This window comes from Streptomyces sp. NPDC020807, from assembly GCF_040641575.1.
Taxonomy (GTDB): Bacteria; Actinomycetota; Actinomycetes; order Streptomycetales; family Streptomycetaceae; genus Streptomyces.
The window spans coordinates 1-15,782 of sequence record NZ_JBFADU010000030.1 but is presented as its reverse complement, the minus strand read 5'-3'; the positions used below and the strand labels follow the sequence as shown (position 1 = coordinate 15,782).

The following is a 15,782-nucleotide window of genomic DNA, read 5'->3' as shown; positions in this document are numbered from 1 at the left end:
AGGACGCCCACTATTGCAGTCGGACTGCAATACGAGTCAAGGGTTCGGCGGCGCGAACTGGACGGCGCCCCTGGCGCGATCCGGTCGGGGGGCCAGGGCGGTGACAGGGCGTGATGAGGTCATGGGCGGGTGCGGGTGCGGGTGCGGGTGCGGGTGCGTGTGCGGGGCGTGTGCGGGGTGCGCCTCGGGGCGTGCGCAGGGCGTGTGCGGGGGTGCGCTCGAGGAGTGCTCGGGGCGCCGTCAGGGCGCCGCGGGAAGCAGTGCCCGCAGCGTGCGGGACATCGCCGCCCGGGACGCCCCCTCGTCGAGGCCCCGGCGCGACCGCAGGTGGTCCCAGACGGCCCAGGACGCGGCGGCCTCCACCGCGTCGAGCACCCCGCCGGGCTCCTCGGCGTCCGGCACCCGCGCCAGCTCCGGGGCGAAGACCGCCGCCACGTCCGAACGGAACCAGGCGTCGCCCTCCTCCATCACCCCGCGCAGACCGGAGGAGTCCGGCTCCAGCCCGAGCCCGATCCGCCGGATCGGCGTCATCAGCTCGTACATCCGCGCGCGCTGCGCCACCAGCGCCCCCACCTTGCGGTCGGTCGCCTCCTCCGGAGGTACGCGCTCCGCGTGCGCGCGCCAGCGCTCCGCCTGGCGGCGGGCGGCCGCCACGTACAGCGCCTCGCGGTCGGCGAAGTGCACGAACACCGTCCGCTCGGAGACTCCCGCCCGGTCCGCGATGGCCTTCCGGGTGGGCTCGCGGCCGCTCTCCGAGACCAGCTGGAGCAGGGCGTCGAGCAGCGCCGCGTACGTCGACTCCGGATCCCGCCGACGGCGCTTGCGCGCGGCCGGCCCGCCGCTGTCCGGGGTCGTCCTCGCCTCTGTGTCGCTCACCCGCCCATGGTCCCAGAAGGGCTGCCCGCCACCCGGTGCCGGAGGTAGACGACCCCGTTGGGGAAGGTGCGGGTCTCCACGAGTTCGAGGTCCACCCGGCGCTCCTCGCGGGGGAAGTACGGGATGCCTCCGCCCACGAGCACCGGATGGACCACGGTCCGGTACTCGTCGATCAGCCCCGCCGCCGCCACCTCGGCGGCGAGCGTCGCGCCGCCGATCGCGATCTCGCCCCCACCCGGCTCGGCCCGCAGGCGCGCGATCTCCTCCGCCGGGCTGCCGGAGGCGAGGACCGCCGCCCCCTGAACCTCCGTCAGCGTGCGGGAGAACACCACCTTCGGGAGCGGGTTCCAGAGCCCGATCCACTCACGGTTCGCCTCGTCGAGCGTCGGGTCCTCGGCGGCCGTCTCCCAGTACAGCATCGTCTCGTACAGCCGCCGGCCGAGGAGGTGGACGTCGACCCCGCGGATCTCGTCGATCCAGAAGCGGAACACCTCGTCGTCGGGGTCCGTCCAGTCGAACCCGCCGTCCGGCCCCACGATGTAGCCGTCCAGCGAGACACCCATCGCGTACGTGACCTTGCGCATCGGACGTCCTCCTCGGTGAGCTGTCCCGTCCCCACGACCGTACGGCCGGAGGGGGGCGGGGCGCGGGCGGCTCGCGGAAACGCCCCGCCCCGCCCCGCCCGGGCCGCGAGGACCTGCGGGAACGCGGGAAGCCCGCCCGGCGCGGTGCGCGCGGGGCGGGCTTCCCGGTCAGGGGGTACGGGTCAGTCCGTGCCGAACTCCATCGCGGCGCGGTCCAGCGCCTCGTCGTCGCCGGAGTCCTCGCCGCGCGAGGCGATCGCCTCGGCGCCGCCCTCCGGCATGGCGCCGATCAGGCCGGTCGCGGCGGCCTGGGCGGCGCCGATGGCCGGGCTCGACGAGCCGATCAGGCCGATGGTCGCGTACTGCTCCAGCTTGGCGCGCGAGTCGGCGATGTCCAGGTTCCGCATGGTGAGCTGGCCGATCCGGTCCACCGGGCCGAACGCCGAGTCCTCGGTCCGCTCCATGGAGAGCTTGTCGGGGTGGTAGCTGAACGCCGGGCCCGTCGTGTCGAGGATCGAGTAGTCCTCGCCGCGCCGCAGCCGCAGGGTCACCTCGCCGGTGACGGCCGCGCCGACCCACCGCTGGAGGGACTCGCGGACCATGAGCGCCTGCGGGTCGAGCCACCGGCCCTCGTACATGAGGCGGCCGAGACGCCGGCCCTCGTTGTGGTACTGGGCGAGGGTGTCCTCGTTGTGGATCGCGTTCACGAGACGCTCGTAGGCCGCGTGCAGGAGGGCCATGCCGGGTGCCTCGTAGATGCCGCGGCTCTTCGCCTCGATGATCCGGTTCTCGATCTGGTCCGACATGCCCATGCCGTGGCGGCCGCCGATGGCGTTGGCCTCCATGACGAGGTCGACGGCGGAGGAGAACTCCTTGCCGTTGATCGTCACCGGCCGGCCCTGGTCGAAGCCGATCGTGACGTCCTCGGTGGCGATCTCGACCGAGGGGTCCCAGAAGCGGACGCCCATGATCGGCTCGACGGTCTCGACGCCGGTGTTCAGGTGCTCCAGGGTCTTCGCCTCGTGCGTGGCGCCCCAGATGTTGGCGTCGGTGGAGTACGCCTTCTCCGCGCTGTCCCGGTAGGGGAGGTCGTGGGCGAGGAGCCACTCCGACATCTCCTTGCGGCCGCCGAGCTCCGTCACGAAGTCGGCGTCGAGCCACGGCTTGTAGATCCGGAGGTGCGGGTTGGCGAGCAGCCCGTAACGGTAGAACCGCTCGATGTCGTTGCCCTTGAACGTCGAGCCGTCGCCCCAGATCTGCACGTCGTCCTCGAGCATCGCCCGGACGAGCAGCGTGCCGGTGACCGCGCGGCCCAGCGGCGTGGTGTTGAAGTAGGCGCGACCGCCGGAGCGGATGTGGAACGCGCCGCAGGTCAGCGCGGCGAGGCCTTCCTCGACCAGCGCGGCGCGGCAGTCGACCAGGCGGGCGATCTCGGCACCGTAGGTCTTGGCGCGGCCCGGGACCGAGGCGATGTCGGGCTCGTCGTACTGGCCGATGTCGGCGGTGTAGGTGCAGGGGACGGCGCCCTTGTCACGCATCCACGCGACCGCGACGGAGGTGTCGAGGCCGCCCGAGAAGGCGATGCCGACGCGCTCGCCGGCGGGAAGGGAGGTGAGGACCTTAGACATAGGAAGAGTATGCATCATCCTGCATGGTCATGCAACGTGGGTCTGGGGGCGGCCCGGCGGGAGCCCCGCGAGACCCCGCGACACCTCGCGGGACCGGGCGTGGCCGGCGGCGGCAGCCCCGCGAGGTCGTGCGTCGCGGCCTGGGCGGGCGGATGCTGGAAGTAGCGCGACAGCTGAGGAGGCGCGCCATGACACGGAAGCAGGAGTGGACGGTCGGCGTGGAGCTCGTGGAGGACGGCGGCAGGACGGAGGCCGAGGCGCGGCTGAAGACCGGCGCGACGACCTACACCGGTCACGGCACCGCCCGCTGCAACCCCTCGGACAGGGACGTCCCGGCCATCGGTGACGAGCTCGCCGCCGGCCGGGCCATGAAGGACCTGGCGGGCAAGCTCATGCGGGAGGCCGACCGCGAGATGGAGGCCGCCGGCGCGGACACGGTGCCCAGGCGGACAGGTCCCGGATACGGCTGGCCGGAGGCGGTCTCCTAGGCGGTCTCCTGGGCGGTCCCCCGGGCCGTCTTCCGGGTGGTCTCCTGGGCGGTCCCCGAGGTGGTTCGCGCCCAGGGGGCTGCCCCCTAGACGGAAAGCTGCCCGCCCTCGGCCTCGTACGCGATCCGGTCGGCGACCTCGACCACGCCGTCGACCGTCTCGCAGAGCCGGACCAGGATCGGCCCCAGTTCCGGCCGCTCCAGCGTGCCGCTGAGCGTCACCACGCCCTCGTCGACCTCGATGTGGACGGCGGACGGGGAGAGGCGCAGGATGCGGACCACGACGTCCTCGCGGATCTCCTCCTGGATCGAGCGGTCGCGCCGCAGGAACAGCTGGAGCAGGTCGCTGCGGCTCAGGACGCCGATCAGCCGCCCGTCCGCGTCGACCACGGGCAGCCGCTTCACCCGGTGCCGCTCCATGAGGCGGGCCGCCTCGACGGCCGTCCAGGAGGGGCGGGCGGTCCTGACGGGGGCGGACATCATCGCCTCGGCCGTGCTCGGGCCGTCCTTCGTGCTGTGCCGCCGCAGCAGGTCCGCCTCGGAGACGATGCCCACGGGGCGGTTGTCCTCGTCGACGACCGGGACGGCCGTGATGCCGTACTCGTCGAGGAGCCGCGCGATCTCCTTGAACGAGGTCCCGCGCTGCACGGCGACCGCGGTCGGCGTCATCAGGTCGGCGACACTGCGGTGCCTCATCGTCCGTTCCGTCCCTTCGGTGTTCCTGGCTCCATGATCCCGCATCGGGCGCGCGGTGTCGGTACGACGGGTTGCCTTACTTGTCATGCCCATGGTTACTTCGGGTAAGTCCTGGTCCCGCCAAGGAAGAAGGTCCCCATGGAGTCCCCTCGCGTTCCCCGTCGCCGCCGGTTCGGCGGCGCCCTCGCCCTGGCCCTCGCCCTGCTCGCGACGACCGGAGCCACGGGCACGGCCGCCACCGGCGCGGTGGACACGGGCGCCACCGGCGCGGCGGCCCCCGCCGGCCTGCGGGAGGTCATGTTCGTCGGCAACAACTGGGACGGAACGGCCGACGTCATCGAGGCCCGCGGCGACTTCCGCCGCGTCGGACGCGTGAACGTCGTCCCCGACAAGGCGGAACGACTGCGCGAGATCTACCTGAACCCCGTCAAGCTCGCCTTCTTCCTCGGTGTCCGCAGCGGGCCGGGCGAGGGGCACGACCAGTTCGTCGACGACATGTACGCGACCCCCGACGGGACGGCCATGGTCGTCTCCCGCCCCAGCTTCGCCGACGTCGTCTCCCTCGACCTGCGCACCGGACGGATCAACTGGCGCTTCCCCGTGGCCGGTTACCGGGCCGACCACATGGCCGTCTCGCCCGACGGCACCCGGGTCGCCGTCTCCGCCTCCACGGCGAACAGGGTCCACGTCCTGGACATCGCCACCGGCCGCCAGGTCGGCTCCTTCGCGACCGGCGACAAGCCGCACGAGAACGTCTTCACCTCCGACGGCCGTCTGTGGAACATGTCGATCGGGGAGGTGACCACCGCCCTCGACGCGCCCTGGCTCGACTGGACCAAGGGCGACCGCCGCATCACCGTCGTCGACGCCGCCACCTTCGAGACCGTCCGCGTGATCGACATGCGCGACCGCCTGGACGCCTTCGGCCGCGACGACCTCTCCGACGCCGTACGGCCGCTGGTCCTGACCCCGGACGAGAAGACCCTGTACTTCCAGGTCTCCTTCCTCAGCGGCTTCCTGGAGTACGACATCGAGGCCGACCGGATCACCCGGGCCAAGTACCTCCCGGGCAACCCGGCCACCGACCCGGACCGCACGGCCTGGGTCAACGACTCCCGTCACCACGGCCTGTCCGTCAGCCCGGACGGCGCGAAGCTGTGCGTCGCCGGGACGATGGACGACTACGCCACCGTCGTCGACCGGAAGACCCTCGAGGAGGGGCCGCTCGTCGAGGCCTCGAAGCCGTACTGGGCGACCGTCAGCGGTGACGGCGCGTCCTGCGTGATCTCCGAGAGCGGCGCCGACCGGGTGACCGCGATCGACTTCGCGACCGGCCGGAAGGTGGCCACCGTCGACGTCGGTGACCACCCCCAGCGCGTCCGGCTCGCCCGGGTGCCCGCCGACTGGGCCGGACCCTCCGGGAGTTGAGACGGAAGCGCCGCGTCCGACGCGTCCGGACTCCGGGCGCGTCGGGCGCGGTGGCCGGGCGCCTCAGGCCCGGTGCACGGACATCTCGTAGACCGAGTAACCCCACTGGGTCGCACGGCCCACCGCGTGCATCCGTACGTACCGGGCGGGCGTCGAGGCGAACGTCGCCGTGTCGTAGCCGCCGTCACCGGCGTCCGTCGACCAGACCTGCTTCCAGTCCGAGCCGTTCTCCGACACCTCGATCCGGTACGCGCGCGCGTACGCCCGCTCCCAGTCCAGGGTCACCCGGCCGACCGGGTGCACCGCACCCAGGTCCACCTGCATCCACTGGTCGTCCGACCAGTCGCTCGCCCAGCGGCTGTCCGTGTCGCCGTCGACCGCGCGGCCGGCCGCGTAGCTGATCCACGGGTGCCACTCGGAGGAGCTCGACGAAGCGGGCCTGCCCGCCGCCAGGTTCACGCCCGGCTCGTGCTTCTCGGTCGCCCGCCACGTCCGCAGGTACGACTCCGCGCCACCGGCGAGCTCGTCCACGACGCTCTGGCCGCCGCTGAGCCGGATCTGCTCGATCCAGTCCGGGACCATGCCGTTGTGGGCGGCGCCGTCGGTGTTGAGGTCCCAGGTCCGCTCGCCGGTGACCTGGCGGTCGATGACCGAGCCGCCGTCGGCGCTGCGGAAGGGGTACTTCACGGCGTTCGGCGCGTCGGCGCCGACCGGGCCGGGCCAGCCGCCGACCCCGTTCATGTCCGTGCCGTAGCCGTAGCCGACGCCGTACTTCTTCCGCAGGTCGGCCTTCTGGGCCGCCTCGCCGATGAAGCCCTGCGCGCCGTGCATGTACGAGGCGGCGAAACCGCCCAGACGGTACAGCCGCTCGGTCCAGTCCATGTCCATCCAGCTGTGCGTGGACAGGACGCCCGGGTACTCCTGCGACTCCAGGATGTCGAGTGCCCGGCCCGCGGCCTTGACGCTCATGTGGTCGAGCTCCAGCATCATCCCCCGGTCGATCATGCCCTTCAGGGCGTACTCGCCGAGCCTGGTGAGGCCGCGCTTGTTGCACTGGGCCCCGTCGGCGTACGAGGGCACGCTCACCCCGGCCGGCAGCTTCGAGGCCGCGACGGGTGCCGCCGCGTTGCCGATCGGGTTGTCGTGCTGCGGGCCCGCGCACTGCTCCGTCTGCCAGAACGTGCCGGTGGACAGGAACTGGCCGATGTTGACGGCCGTGCCGATCATGCCGGAGTCGAAGCGCACGCCGCACAGGGCGTTGTCGAACTTGTGGCACAGGAACATGCTGCGGACGCCGAGCCCGTACAGCTCGTCGAGGCCGCGGTCGATGTCCGCCTGGGAGCACTGGGCGACGTCGAGGATCTGCTTGCAGCCGAAGGGCTCGGAGGTCTCCACGCCGAGGACGACCGCGAGCTTGCCCTGCTCGACGACCTGGCGGGCCTGGTCGGCGCTGGTGACGATCCGGAACCAGCCCTTGCCGGGGCCGCCGAACATGCCGTCGATGTAGTCCTGGAGCTCGTAGGACTTGCGGGCCTCCAGGCGGATCGCCTCCATCTCGTCACAGCCGCGGTCGCGCGGCTGGATCGAGCAGAGGAGGCCGTTCGTCACCAGGTCGTTGACGAGGACGCGCTGACCGCCGCGCCAGGCGCGCTCGACCCAGGCGTAGTAGTTCTGCTGGTGGGTCAGCGAGTTGTGCGCGGGCCAGTCCTTGAACGTCGGCCAGCCGTTCGGGTCGTGCTTGCCGTCCGCGCCGCCGGTGACGTTCTCGAACAGGGCGAGGGAGCCGTCGGGGTAGTGCTCGGGGCAGTCCTTCAGCGCGTCGGCGATGCCGGCCGGGGAGAAGGTCTTGCCGCAGATGAGCCGGCCGCCGAAGCCCTCGTTGGACATGAGGTGGTTGTGCGCGTCGACGAAGCCGCGCACGTTCCCCTTGGCGTCGGTGCCGCTGAACGGGGTGCCGGTGACGTTGATGCCGGAGTCCTGGGCGGGCCGGGAGACCGGCTCCCACCAGGCGCCGGTCGCCGATCCGGCGGCGACCGCCGGGACCGGGCCGGAGCCGAAGAGCACGGCGGCGAGTGCGAGGAGGAGGGCGAGAAGAGAGGCTCTTCTGCGCGCACTCCGCGATGAGGGTGGGGTCATGTCGGCTGAGGCCTCCGGTCGTTGGGGGGTGTGCCGGGCGACCCGAGAATCCCGGTGCGGAGCCAGTGAGTCAAGAGTCCGGGTCAAATGACCTGTTGGGAAAGTGACTCATGGGTAAGGTGGCCGGGAGCTCGTCACTCCTCCAGCATGGCGACGAGCTGATCCGCCGTCATGTCGAGGTTGTGGAGGGCCCCTTGCTCGTCCCCGAGCGCGAGGTACTGGAGGGTGAGCCCGTCGATCGCCGCGGCCAGGTAGCGGCCGACCACGTCCGCCGGGAGCCGGTTCCCCGCACCGTGCGTCTCGCGCACCCGGTCGACGAGGACGGCGGCCGAGGCGATGTACTGCTCGTACTGCGCGCGTGCCAGATGCTCGAACCCCGGCTCGCGCAGGGCGTACTGGGTGAGGTCGTACGTCAGCATGTGCTCCCCGGGATGCGCCGTGACGTGCTCCCAGTACGTCCGCAGGCCGGCCCGCACCGTCTCGCGCAGGGTCGCCTTCGGCTCCACCGCCGACTTGACCCGGGCCACGTAGGTGGCGTTGATCGCCTGGATCGCGGCTTCGAGCAGCGCCTGCTTGGAGTCGAAGCAGTAGTGGAAGACGCTCAGCGACACCCCCGCCTCGGCGCAGATCGACCGGGTGGTCGTCCGCGCGACCCCGTCCCTGGTCATCGCCCTGATCGCCGCCTCGACCAGCTGTGCACGTCGTTCGGTCGACGGCATCCGCGCCATGGTTCCTCCTCGCGTCGAGGCGTCAGGGTAAGACGTCCGGCGCGCGACGTGGAACGGCGGGACCCCGCGCGGGCGTCAGCCCCGGTCCAGGTCCAGGACCTCGCGCAGGGCCGCCACGGCGTGGGCGCGGTGCTCGTCCAGCCAGCGCACGACGGCGTCCTCGTCGCCGTGAAGCAGCGCCGACAGCACCGCGCGGTGCTCGTGCACGGCCTGCTCGCGGTGGGCGAGTTCGGTGTAGTACAGCGAGCGGTAGGCGTCGGTGGAGTCCCACAGCGTCGCGATGAGCCGGATGAGGCGCGGCATCCCCGAGGCCTCGACGAGGGTGAAGTGGAACCGCCGGTTCGCCGCCGCCATCGCGGTCACGTCACCGTCCGCCGCCGCCCGCTCCACCTCCCGCTGGATCGCCTCGAGCGCGTCGACCGTGCCGTCCGGCATGCGCCGCACGGCCGTCCGGACCGCCTCGGTCTCCAGGAGCTCGCGGATCCGGTAGATCTCCTCCAGGTCCGCCAGCGACAGCTCGGCGACGAAGTACCCGCGGTGTATGCGGTGCACGACGAGGCCCTCGGCCTCCAGGGACTTCAGGGCCTCCCGCAGCGGCACCCGGCTCACGTCGAGGCGGGCCGCGAGCGTCTCCTGGCGGATCTGGTCGCCCGGCCTGAGCTCCCCGCTGGTGATGGCGCGCCGCAGTTCCTCCAGGACGAACTGCTGGGCGGTCTGCGGCCGCCGCTTCTGCACCGCGCTGCTCATCGCCTGTGACCTTCCGTTCCCTCGCGTCGCGCGTCGGCGGTTCCCGTCGCCGACGCCCCCATCTTCCTACGGATCAGGGCGTGCGCGCGGGCCGCCCCAGCGCGGCGAGCAGCGCGTCCGTGTGCTCGCCCAGGCGCGGCGGAGCGCTCCGGTAGGCCGCGGGGGTGGCGGTGAGGCCGATCGGGTTGGCGACCTGGCCGGGTCCGGCGGCGGACTCGGGCACGCGCGCGGCGAGCCCGAGCCGGTCGGCGAGGCCGAAGGCGTCGGCCAGGTCGTTGATGGGCCCGCAGGGCACGCCGACGGCGGTCAGCTCCTCGAACCACTCGTCGGCGGTACGGGTCCCCAGTGGTCCCGCGAGGGCCGCGAGGAGCTCCTCGCGGTGGGCGACCCGGGCGGTGTTGGTCGCGAAGCGGACGTCCTCGGCGAGGGCGGGCAGGTCGAGCCGCTCGCACAGCGTGCGGAACTGCCGGTCGGTGCCGACCGCGAGGGCGAGCGGTCGGTCCCGGGCCTCGACGACCTCGTACGGGGCGATGCTCGGGTGCCGGTTGCCCATCGCGCGCGGCACGACCCCGGCGCCGAGGTGGGCGGCGGCCTGGTTGGTGAGGGCGGAGAGGAGCGAGGTCAGCAGCGAGACCTCGACCCGCTGGCCCTCGCCGGTGCGCTCGCGGTGGCGCAGGGCGGCGAGGACGCCCATGCCCGCGTGGAGGCCGGTGATGACGTCGACGAGGGCGACCCCGGCCTTCGTCCCGGGGCCCTCCGGTTCGCCGGTCACGCTCATGAGGCCGCCCATCGCCTGCACGAGCAGGTCGTACCCGGGCAGACGGGCGCCCTCCGCGGTGCCGAAGCCGGTCACGGAGCAGTACACGAGCCCGGGGTTGCCGGCGCGGACGTCCTCGTACCCGAGCCCCAGCTTCTCCATCGTCCCGGGACGGAAGTTCTCCACGAGCACGTCCGCGCGGCCGACGATCGCGCGGGCCGTCGCCAGGTCGTCCGGATCGGTGAGGTCGAGCGTGACGGAGCGCTTGTTGCGGTTCACCCCGAGGAAGTACGTGGCCTCGCCGCCCGCGAACGGCGGGCCCCACGCGCGCGTGTCGTCGCCGGAGCCGGGCCGCTCGATCTTGATCACGTCCGCGCCCAGGTCGGCGAGGAGCATCGTCATGTACGGGCCCGCGAGGACCCGGCCGAAGTCGGCGACGACGATCCCCGACAGCGCCCCGGGGGCGGGCGCCTCGGGGGCGGGCGCCTCGGGGGTCTCCGGCTGGTCTGCGCGCATGCGTCGGTTCCTCGCTCTCCGCAGATCGGATCCAGGTGATGGGATCCAGGGGGATCGGATCCAGAAAATTGGATCCGAACATGGGATCCGAATATTGGATCCAATCGGGACCGTAGGGGGCGGCCGGGGGATTTTCAATACTGGATCCAATATCCGATCTCCCGCTAGGCTGCCGCTCGCCGCGTTGCCCACTCGGTGTTGCCAGCCCGTCGCCAGGAGGCCGTCCGTGAAGTCGCCGTCCACCCCCGTCCACCCCTTCGATCTGCTCGCGATCGACGGGCTGCTCACCGACGAGGAGCGCGAGATCCGCCGGACCGTGCGCGCCGTCGCCGACCGCGAGCTGCGCCCGCACGTCGCCGGCTGGTTCGAGAAGGGCGAGATCCCCGCCCGCGAGCTCGCCCGCACGCTCGGCGGGATCGGCGTCCTCGGCATGCACCTGGAGGGCTACGGCTGCGCGGGCACCAACTCCGTCGCTTACGGCCTCGCCTGCCTGGAGCTGGAGGCCGTCGACTCGGGCCTGCGCTCCCTCGTCTCCGTGCAGGGCTCCCTCGCCATGTACGCGATCTGGAAGTACGGCTCCGAGGAGCAGAAGCAGCGCTGGCTGCCGAAGATGGCCGCGGGCGAGTACATCGGCTGCTTCGGCCTCACCGAGCCCGACGCGGGCTCGGACCCCGGCTCGATGCGCACCAATGCGAAGCGCGACGGCTCGGACTGGGTGCTCAACGGCACCAAGATGTGGATCACCAACGGCTCCGTCGCCGACGTCGCCGTCGTCTGGGCCCGCACCGAGGACGGCGTCCGGGGCTTCCTCGTCCCCGCCGGCACCCCCGGCTTCAGCGCCCCCGAGATCAAGATGAAGCTCTCGCTGCGCGCCAGCGTCACCAGCGAGCTCGTGTTCGAGGACGTCCGGCTCCCCGCCGACGCCATGCTGCCGGAGGCCCGCGGACTCTCCGGCCCGCTCGGCTGCCTCAACGAGGCCCGCTTCGGCATCGTCTTCGGCGCCCTCGGCGCCGCCCGCGACTGCCTGGAGACCGCCATCTCCTACGCCAGGGACCGCGTCGTCTTCGACCGCTCCCTCGCGTCCTACCAGCTCACGCAGCAGAAGCTCGCCGACATGTCCGTCGAGCTCGGCAAGGGCATGCTGCTCGCCCTCCACCTCGGCCGCCTCAAGGACGAGGGCCGCATCACCGCCGACCAGATCAGCGTCGGCAAGCTGAACAATGTCCGCGAGGCCATCGCCATCGCCCGCGAGTGCCGCACGATCCTCGGAGCCAACGGCATCACCCTGGAGTACCCGGTGCTGCGCCACGCCAACAACCTGGAGTCGGTCCTCACGTACGAGGGCACGAGCGAGGTCCACTCCCTCGTCATCGGCAAGGCGCTCACCGGCGAGCAGGCCTTCCGCTGACCGTGCGGGCCACCGGACCGGTGGCGGCGGCTCAGCCCGCCGTCACCCGGTTCACGAAGGCGTCCAGGTTGCCCGTGAGCCGGGCGACCTGCTCGTCGAGCGTGAGCGACTCCTCGTGGCGCCGCCCGCGCAGCTTCGGCTGCCGCCTGCCCCGCACGTAAAGCGAGCAGGCGAGGTCGGCGCAGAAGTAGATCCCGACCGCGTTCCCCTCGCGGCCCCTGGCCCCGGCGAGCGGCGCGACGAGGAGCGTGACGCCCGAGGACGCGTGCCCGGTCATGCAGACCTGGCACATGCTCGACTTCACCGCGCTCGTCCGGCCGGTGGCCGGCACCCGCAGGCTCACACCGACCGGACCGTCCTCGCGGGGCAGCACCAGATGCGCGCGCAGCGGCGCCCCCGGGTCCACCCAGCCCAGGAAGTCCAGGTCCTCCCACGGGAGTTCGGCGAAGTCGAGCGGCAGCTTCATGCGCGCCGCCTCGCCCTTGGTGCAGTTCACGAAGGACGAGCGGATCTCTTTGTCGGTCAGCGGTTTCACCCCGTGGACCGTACAGGCACTTTTCGGGACGGGCATCCCAATAACTCCGGGGGACGGGCGACCCGACGGCTCCGTGGGGCGTTCCCGCCCCTCAGGCCACCCAGTCCGGCAGCGCCGGATCCGCGAACCGGCCCGGCACCCCCTCCAGGGCCGCCGCCAGCCGCTCGGCGGCGGGCTCGTAGACCTCCTCCGGCAGCGTGAACGGGATCCGCAGCCGGTGCTCGTGCGTCCCCGGATCCACCCCGAACCGGGCGCCGCCCTCCACCCGTACCCCGTGCCGCAGCGCACGCGTCGCCACGGTCGAGGCGACCGGGCGGCCCAGGTCGATCCAGAGGCACATCCCGCCCGGCGGCGTCACCCACCGCCACTCCGGCACGTGCCGGGCGAGCGCCGCCGCCAGCGCCTCCCGCCGGCCGCGCAGCTCCTCGCGCCGCCGCGGCAGGATCCCGTCCAGCGCACCGATCAGCGAGACCGCCACCAGCTGGTCGAGGACCGAACCCGACAGGTCGGCCGTGATCCGCACCCGCGCCAGCTCGGTCACCACCCGTGAGGCCGCCCGCACCCAGCCCACCCGCAGCCCGCCCCAGCAGCTCTTGCTCAGCGAGCCGACGGACACGATCTGCTCCCCGTCGCCCCCGCCCGCCGCCGCCGCGAACGGCACCGGCGGCGGCACGTCAAGCGACATGTCCGTCAGCGTCTCGTCCGCCACCACCCACGTGCCGGTGGCCCGCGCGGACCGCGCCAGCTCCCGCCGCTGTTCCGGCGGCATCACGTGCCCCGTCGGGTTGTGGAAGTCCGGGATCAGATAGGCCAGGCGCGGCGCCGTCTGCCGCAGCGCCGCGTCCACGAGCCCGGAGTCCCAGCCTGTCTCTGTCACCGGCACCGGCGTGATGCGCAGCATCCGCCCGCGCATCGCGTCGAGGGCGTTCGTGTACGAGGGGTTCTCCGCGAGCACCCGGTCGCCGGACCGGCCGAGCAGCGTGAGGACCAGCGAGAGCGCCTGCTGCGCGCCCGTCGTGACGAGGATCTGCTCGGGCAGGGTCGGCAGACCCCTGGCCGTGTACCGGTCGGCGATGGCAGCCCGCAGGACGGGCAGTCCGAACGGGTGGTAACCCTGTGTCCCCGCGTACCGCGGCAGCTCGGCGGCGGCCGCCGCCAGCGCGGTGGCGAGCTCCTCCGCCGGAGCGTGCGGCGCGGCGAGGGCCAGGTCGATCGTCGCCCCGGCGTCGTCCTGCAGGGCGCCGCCGAGCGCGGTCGGCACCTGCCCGTCCGGCAGCGCGGTCCAGGTCCCCGCGCCCCGGCGGCTGTGCGCGTACCCGCTCTCCCGCAGCAGGTCGTACGCCCCCGTCACCGTCGTGCGGCTCACCCCGAGGACCGTCGCGAGTTCACGCTCGGCCGGCAGCCGCAGGCGCAGCGCCACACGGCCGTCGAGCAGCGCCTCCCGGACGGCCCGCGCGAGGTCCCGGTAGCCGAAGCGGCCCTCGGCGGGACGGGTGAGGAGCGACGCGAGCTGCCGGCCCGTCAGGGTCCGGTCCGCTGTGTGGACCACGCGTGCCACTGCCATGCCAATCACTCCTCATTGGCTCTGCTGTCCGGGCCAATCAGAGTACAGAGTTCCTCTCGGTGGCCCGCAAGGCCGCACCATCACGAGGGGAGACGAGCGGTGTCAGGACAGTTCACCGACCGCGACGAGCGGATGTGGCAGCGGCGCGCCGAGGAGCGCACCTTCGGCCCCCGGTCGATCGGGGCCTGGCTCCGAGCCCTGCGCGCGCCGCGCGGACGCGACGCGCGCTAGGGGCGTCTCCTCGGGCCCGTCAGGCGACAGCGGCGCCGCCGGGGCCGGGGCCGGGTGCCGGTGCCGAGGACGAGGTCGTCGCCGTCCCCGTCGGGGTGGGCGAGGTCGACAGCGTCAGCGTCGGCGACAGCGGGGACGGGGACAGCGGCGACGCCGAGCGGGGCGCGGGCTGCGACTCCGTACCGGCGGCCGAGGACGAGCCGTCCGTCGCGGGGCCGGACTCCGGGGCCAGCGACTGCGGCGAGGGCTCCGACGAGTCCGTCGACGGCGACTCGTCGGACGGGCTCGTCGAGTCGGACGGCGAGCTCGGCGAGGACGAGTCCGTGGACGGGGAGGACGAGTCCGTGGACGGCGTCGACGTGGACGGCGTCGGCGAGAGCGTCGACGGGCACGGCGACGGCGTGATGCCGTTCCGGGCCTCCGGCGTCTCCGTACCGGTCACCGTCACGCACGGGATCGGCGACAGGGTCGACTCCGACGGCGAGGGGGACAGCGACGTCGACGGCGAGACGGACGGCGACGTCGAACGGGTCGGCGGGGGAGGCGGCGGAGGGGTCGGCTTGTCGTGCCGCCCGTGGTCGCCGTGCTTCCGGGCGAACCAGTCGTCGTCCTGGGGGTCGTACACGACGAAGACGTTCACGACCGTCACCGACGGCGCCACGACCACGAGTTGGCTCGAGTCGTACCCCTGCCACGGCGTGCCCGAGGTCCGGGGCGCCTTCTGGGCGACCGCCTCGGTCAGCGGGTTGCCGCACGCGCAGCGCACCCGGGGCATGCCCCGCTCGTCGACGAGGACGGCGGTCCCGCTCTGCAGCACCGCCTGGTACGTCGTAGCGGCGCCGTCCTTGAAGCCGTGGTTCGTCACCCGGGTGTCCACCCGGAGCTGGAGGGGCGTCAAGGAGCGCAGGTAGCCCGGGACCTGGTCGGGCTTGATGCTCAGCACCGAGGCGAAGGCCGCGTTGCGCGCGGGTTCGGCGGCGAGGAACCGCACCTGCTGCTCGACGTTGCAGCTCGCGACGTTCTGTGTGCCGCCGTAGAGCCCCGGCGCCGCTCCCGAGACCTTCGGGGTGCCGGCCTCGGCGGACGAGGAGCGCGGCGGCAGCGAGGCCGGGGAGGCGGAACCTCCGTCGGTGCGGGCCGTGGACTGGGTGAACGGGTCGGGGCCCGAGGCCGAGGCGTTCTGCAGGAAGACCTCGCCGCCGCCGGAGCCCGAGGTGTCGCCCTTGTCGCCGGGCTGGTTGGTCAGGACCACGGCCAGGGCCACGCCCGCGACGAGGACGGCGGTGGCCGAGGCGACCTTCGGTACGGAGCGCCACCAGGGGCCGCCGCCCTTCGGGGACCCGCCGCCGGAGCCGTCACCGGCGGGGCCGCCGGGCGAGCCGCCGCCCGGGCCTCCCGGGGAGCCCCCGCCGCCTCCGCCCGAGCCGCCCCCGCCGCCCCCTCCGCCGCCCGAGGGCGGCC

At 73.1% G+C, this 15,782-nt stretch carries 15 protein-coding genes; 4 read left to right on the top strand and 11 right to left on the bottom strand.

Annotated features, from left to right (window positions below; translation table 11 throughout):
* Positions 1-240: 240 nt before the first annotated feature.
* The 3 genes from AB0G79_RS29555 to argG all read right to left on the bottom strand — a co-directional run bounded on the left by AB0G79_RS29555 (position 241) and on the right by argG (position 3,088).
* On the bottom strand, positions 241-876 hold the full coding sequence (locus tag AB0G79_RS29555; protein WP_360811788.1) for a TetR/AcrR family transcriptional regulator: 636 nt from the start codon (positions 874-876) through the stop codon (positions 241-243).
* Complete coding sequence (locus AB0G79_RS29550; RefSeq protein ID WP_360811786.1) at positions 873-1,460, bottom strand: dihydrofolate reductase family protein; 588 nt, start codon at positions 1,458-1,460, stop codon at positions 873-875. Before AB0G79_RS29550 ends, AB0G79_RS29555 begins: the two co-directional genes overlap by 4 nt.
* Before the next feature lie 182 nt (positions 1,461-1,642).
* Complete coding sequence (gene argG / locus AB0G79_RS29545) at positions 1,643-3,088, bottom strand: argininosuccinate synthase (protein WP_360811784.1); 1,446 nt, start codon at positions 3,086-3,088, stop codon at positions 1,643-1,645.
* 188 nt (positions 3,089-3,276) lie between these two features.
* Here argG and AB0G79_RS29540 point away from each other — a divergent pair, with 188 nt between their 5' ends.
* Positions 3,277-3,576: a DUF1876 domain-containing protein gene (locus AB0G79_RS29540; protein ID WP_360811782.1), complete on the top strand. Its 300-nt coding sequence runs from the start codon at positions 3,277-3,279 to the stop codon at positions 3,574-3,576.
* 86 nt (positions 3,577-3,662) lie between these two features.
* Here AB0G79_RS29540 and AB0G79_RS29535 read toward each other — a convergent pair whose 3' ends face one another.
* Entirely contained in the window at positions 3,663-4,271 is a 609-nt protein-coding gene (locus AB0G79_RS29535) for a CBS domain-containing protein (protein ID WP_360811780.1), read from the bottom strand.
* A gap of 138 nt (positions 4,272-4,409) precedes the next feature.
* On the opposite strand from AB0G79_RS29535, the gene AB0G79_RS29530 reads away from it, so the two are divergent.
* Complete coding sequence (locus AB0G79_RS29530) at positions 4,410-5,699, top strand: YncE family protein (protein ID WP_360811778.1); 1,290 nt, start codon at positions 4,410-4,412, stop codon at positions 5,697-5,699.
* Positions 5,700-5,762: 63 nt separating this feature from the next.
* On the opposite strand, the gene AB0G79_RS29525 is transcribed toward AB0G79_RS29530, so the two are convergent.
* The 4 genes from AB0G79_RS29525 to AB0G79_RS29510 all read right to left on the bottom strand — a co-directional run bounded on the left by AB0G79_RS29525 (position 5,763) and on the right by AB0G79_RS29510 (position 10,583).
* The gene (locus AB0G79_RS29525; RefSeq protein WP_360811776.1) at positions 5,763-7,835 is read right to left on the bottom strand and encodes a discoidin domain-containing protein; all 2,073 of its coding nucleotides are present in this window, start codon (positions 7,833-7,835) and stop codon (positions 5,763-5,765) included.
* 134 nt (positions 7,836-7,969) lie between these two features.
* Positions 7,970-8,563 (bottom strand): TetR/AcrR family transcriptional regulator, encoded by a 594-nt coding sequence (locus tag AB0G79_RS29520; RefSeq protein ID WP_360811774.1) that lies wholly within the window; start codon positions 8,561-8,563, stop codon positions 7,970-7,972.
* Positions 8,564-8,638: 75 nt separating this feature from the next.
* Positions 8,639-9,310: a GntR family transcriptional regulator gene (locus tag AB0G79_RS29515; protein ID WP_360811772.1), complete on the bottom strand. Its 672-nt coding sequence runs from the start codon at positions 9,308-9,310 to the stop codon at positions 8,639-8,641.
* 73 nt (positions 9,311-9,383) lie between these two features.
* Positions 9,384-10,583: a CoA transferase gene (locus AB0G79_RS29510; RefSeq protein WP_360811770.1), complete on the bottom strand. Its 1,200-nt coding sequence runs from the start codon at positions 10,581-10,583 to the stop codon at positions 9,384-9,386.
* Between the two features lie 226 nt (positions 10,584-10,809).
* On the opposite strand from AB0G79_RS29510, the gene AB0G79_RS29505 reads away from it, so the two are divergent.
* Positions 10,810-11,991: an acyl-CoA dehydrogenase family protein gene (locus AB0G79_RS29505; protein WP_360811768.1), complete on the top strand. Its 1,182-nt coding sequence runs from the start codon at positions 10,810-10,812 to the stop codon at positions 11,989-11,991.
* Between the two features lie 31 nt (positions 11,992-12,022).
* On the opposite strand, the gene AB0G79_RS29500 is transcribed toward AB0G79_RS29505, so the two are convergent.
* Together AB0G79_RS29500 and AB0G79_RS29495 are read right to left on the bottom strand one after the other, a co-directional pair.
* A complete protein-coding gene (locus tag AB0G79_RS29500) occupies positions 12,023-12,526 on the bottom strand; it encodes an FBP domain-containing protein (RefSeq protein WP_360811766.1) in 504 nt (167 codons plus the stop codon).
* 91 nt (positions 12,527-12,617) lie between these two features.
* Complete coding sequence (locus AB0G79_RS29495) at positions 12,618-14,090, bottom strand: PLP-dependent aminotransferase family protein (protein WP_360811764.1); 1,473 nt, start codon at positions 14,088-14,090, stop codon at positions 12,618-12,620.
* A 99-nt stretch (positions 14,091-14,189) separates the two neighbouring features.
* On the opposite strand from AB0G79_RS29495, the gene AB0G79_RS29490 reads away from it, so the two are divergent.
* Positions 14,190-14,321: a hypothetical protein gene (locus AB0G79_RS29490; RefSeq protein WP_360811762.1), complete on the top strand. Its 132-nt coding sequence runs from the start codon at positions 14,190-14,192 to the stop codon at positions 14,319-14,321.
* Between the two features lie 19 nt (positions 14,322-14,340).
* On the opposite strand, the gene AB0G79_RS29485 is transcribed toward AB0G79_RS29490, so the two are convergent.
* Positions 14,341-15,782, bottom strand: a 1,442-nt coding sequence (locus AB0G79_RS29485) for a DUF6777 domain-containing protein (protein WP_360811760.1), incomplete at its 5' end; no start/stop codon positions are given.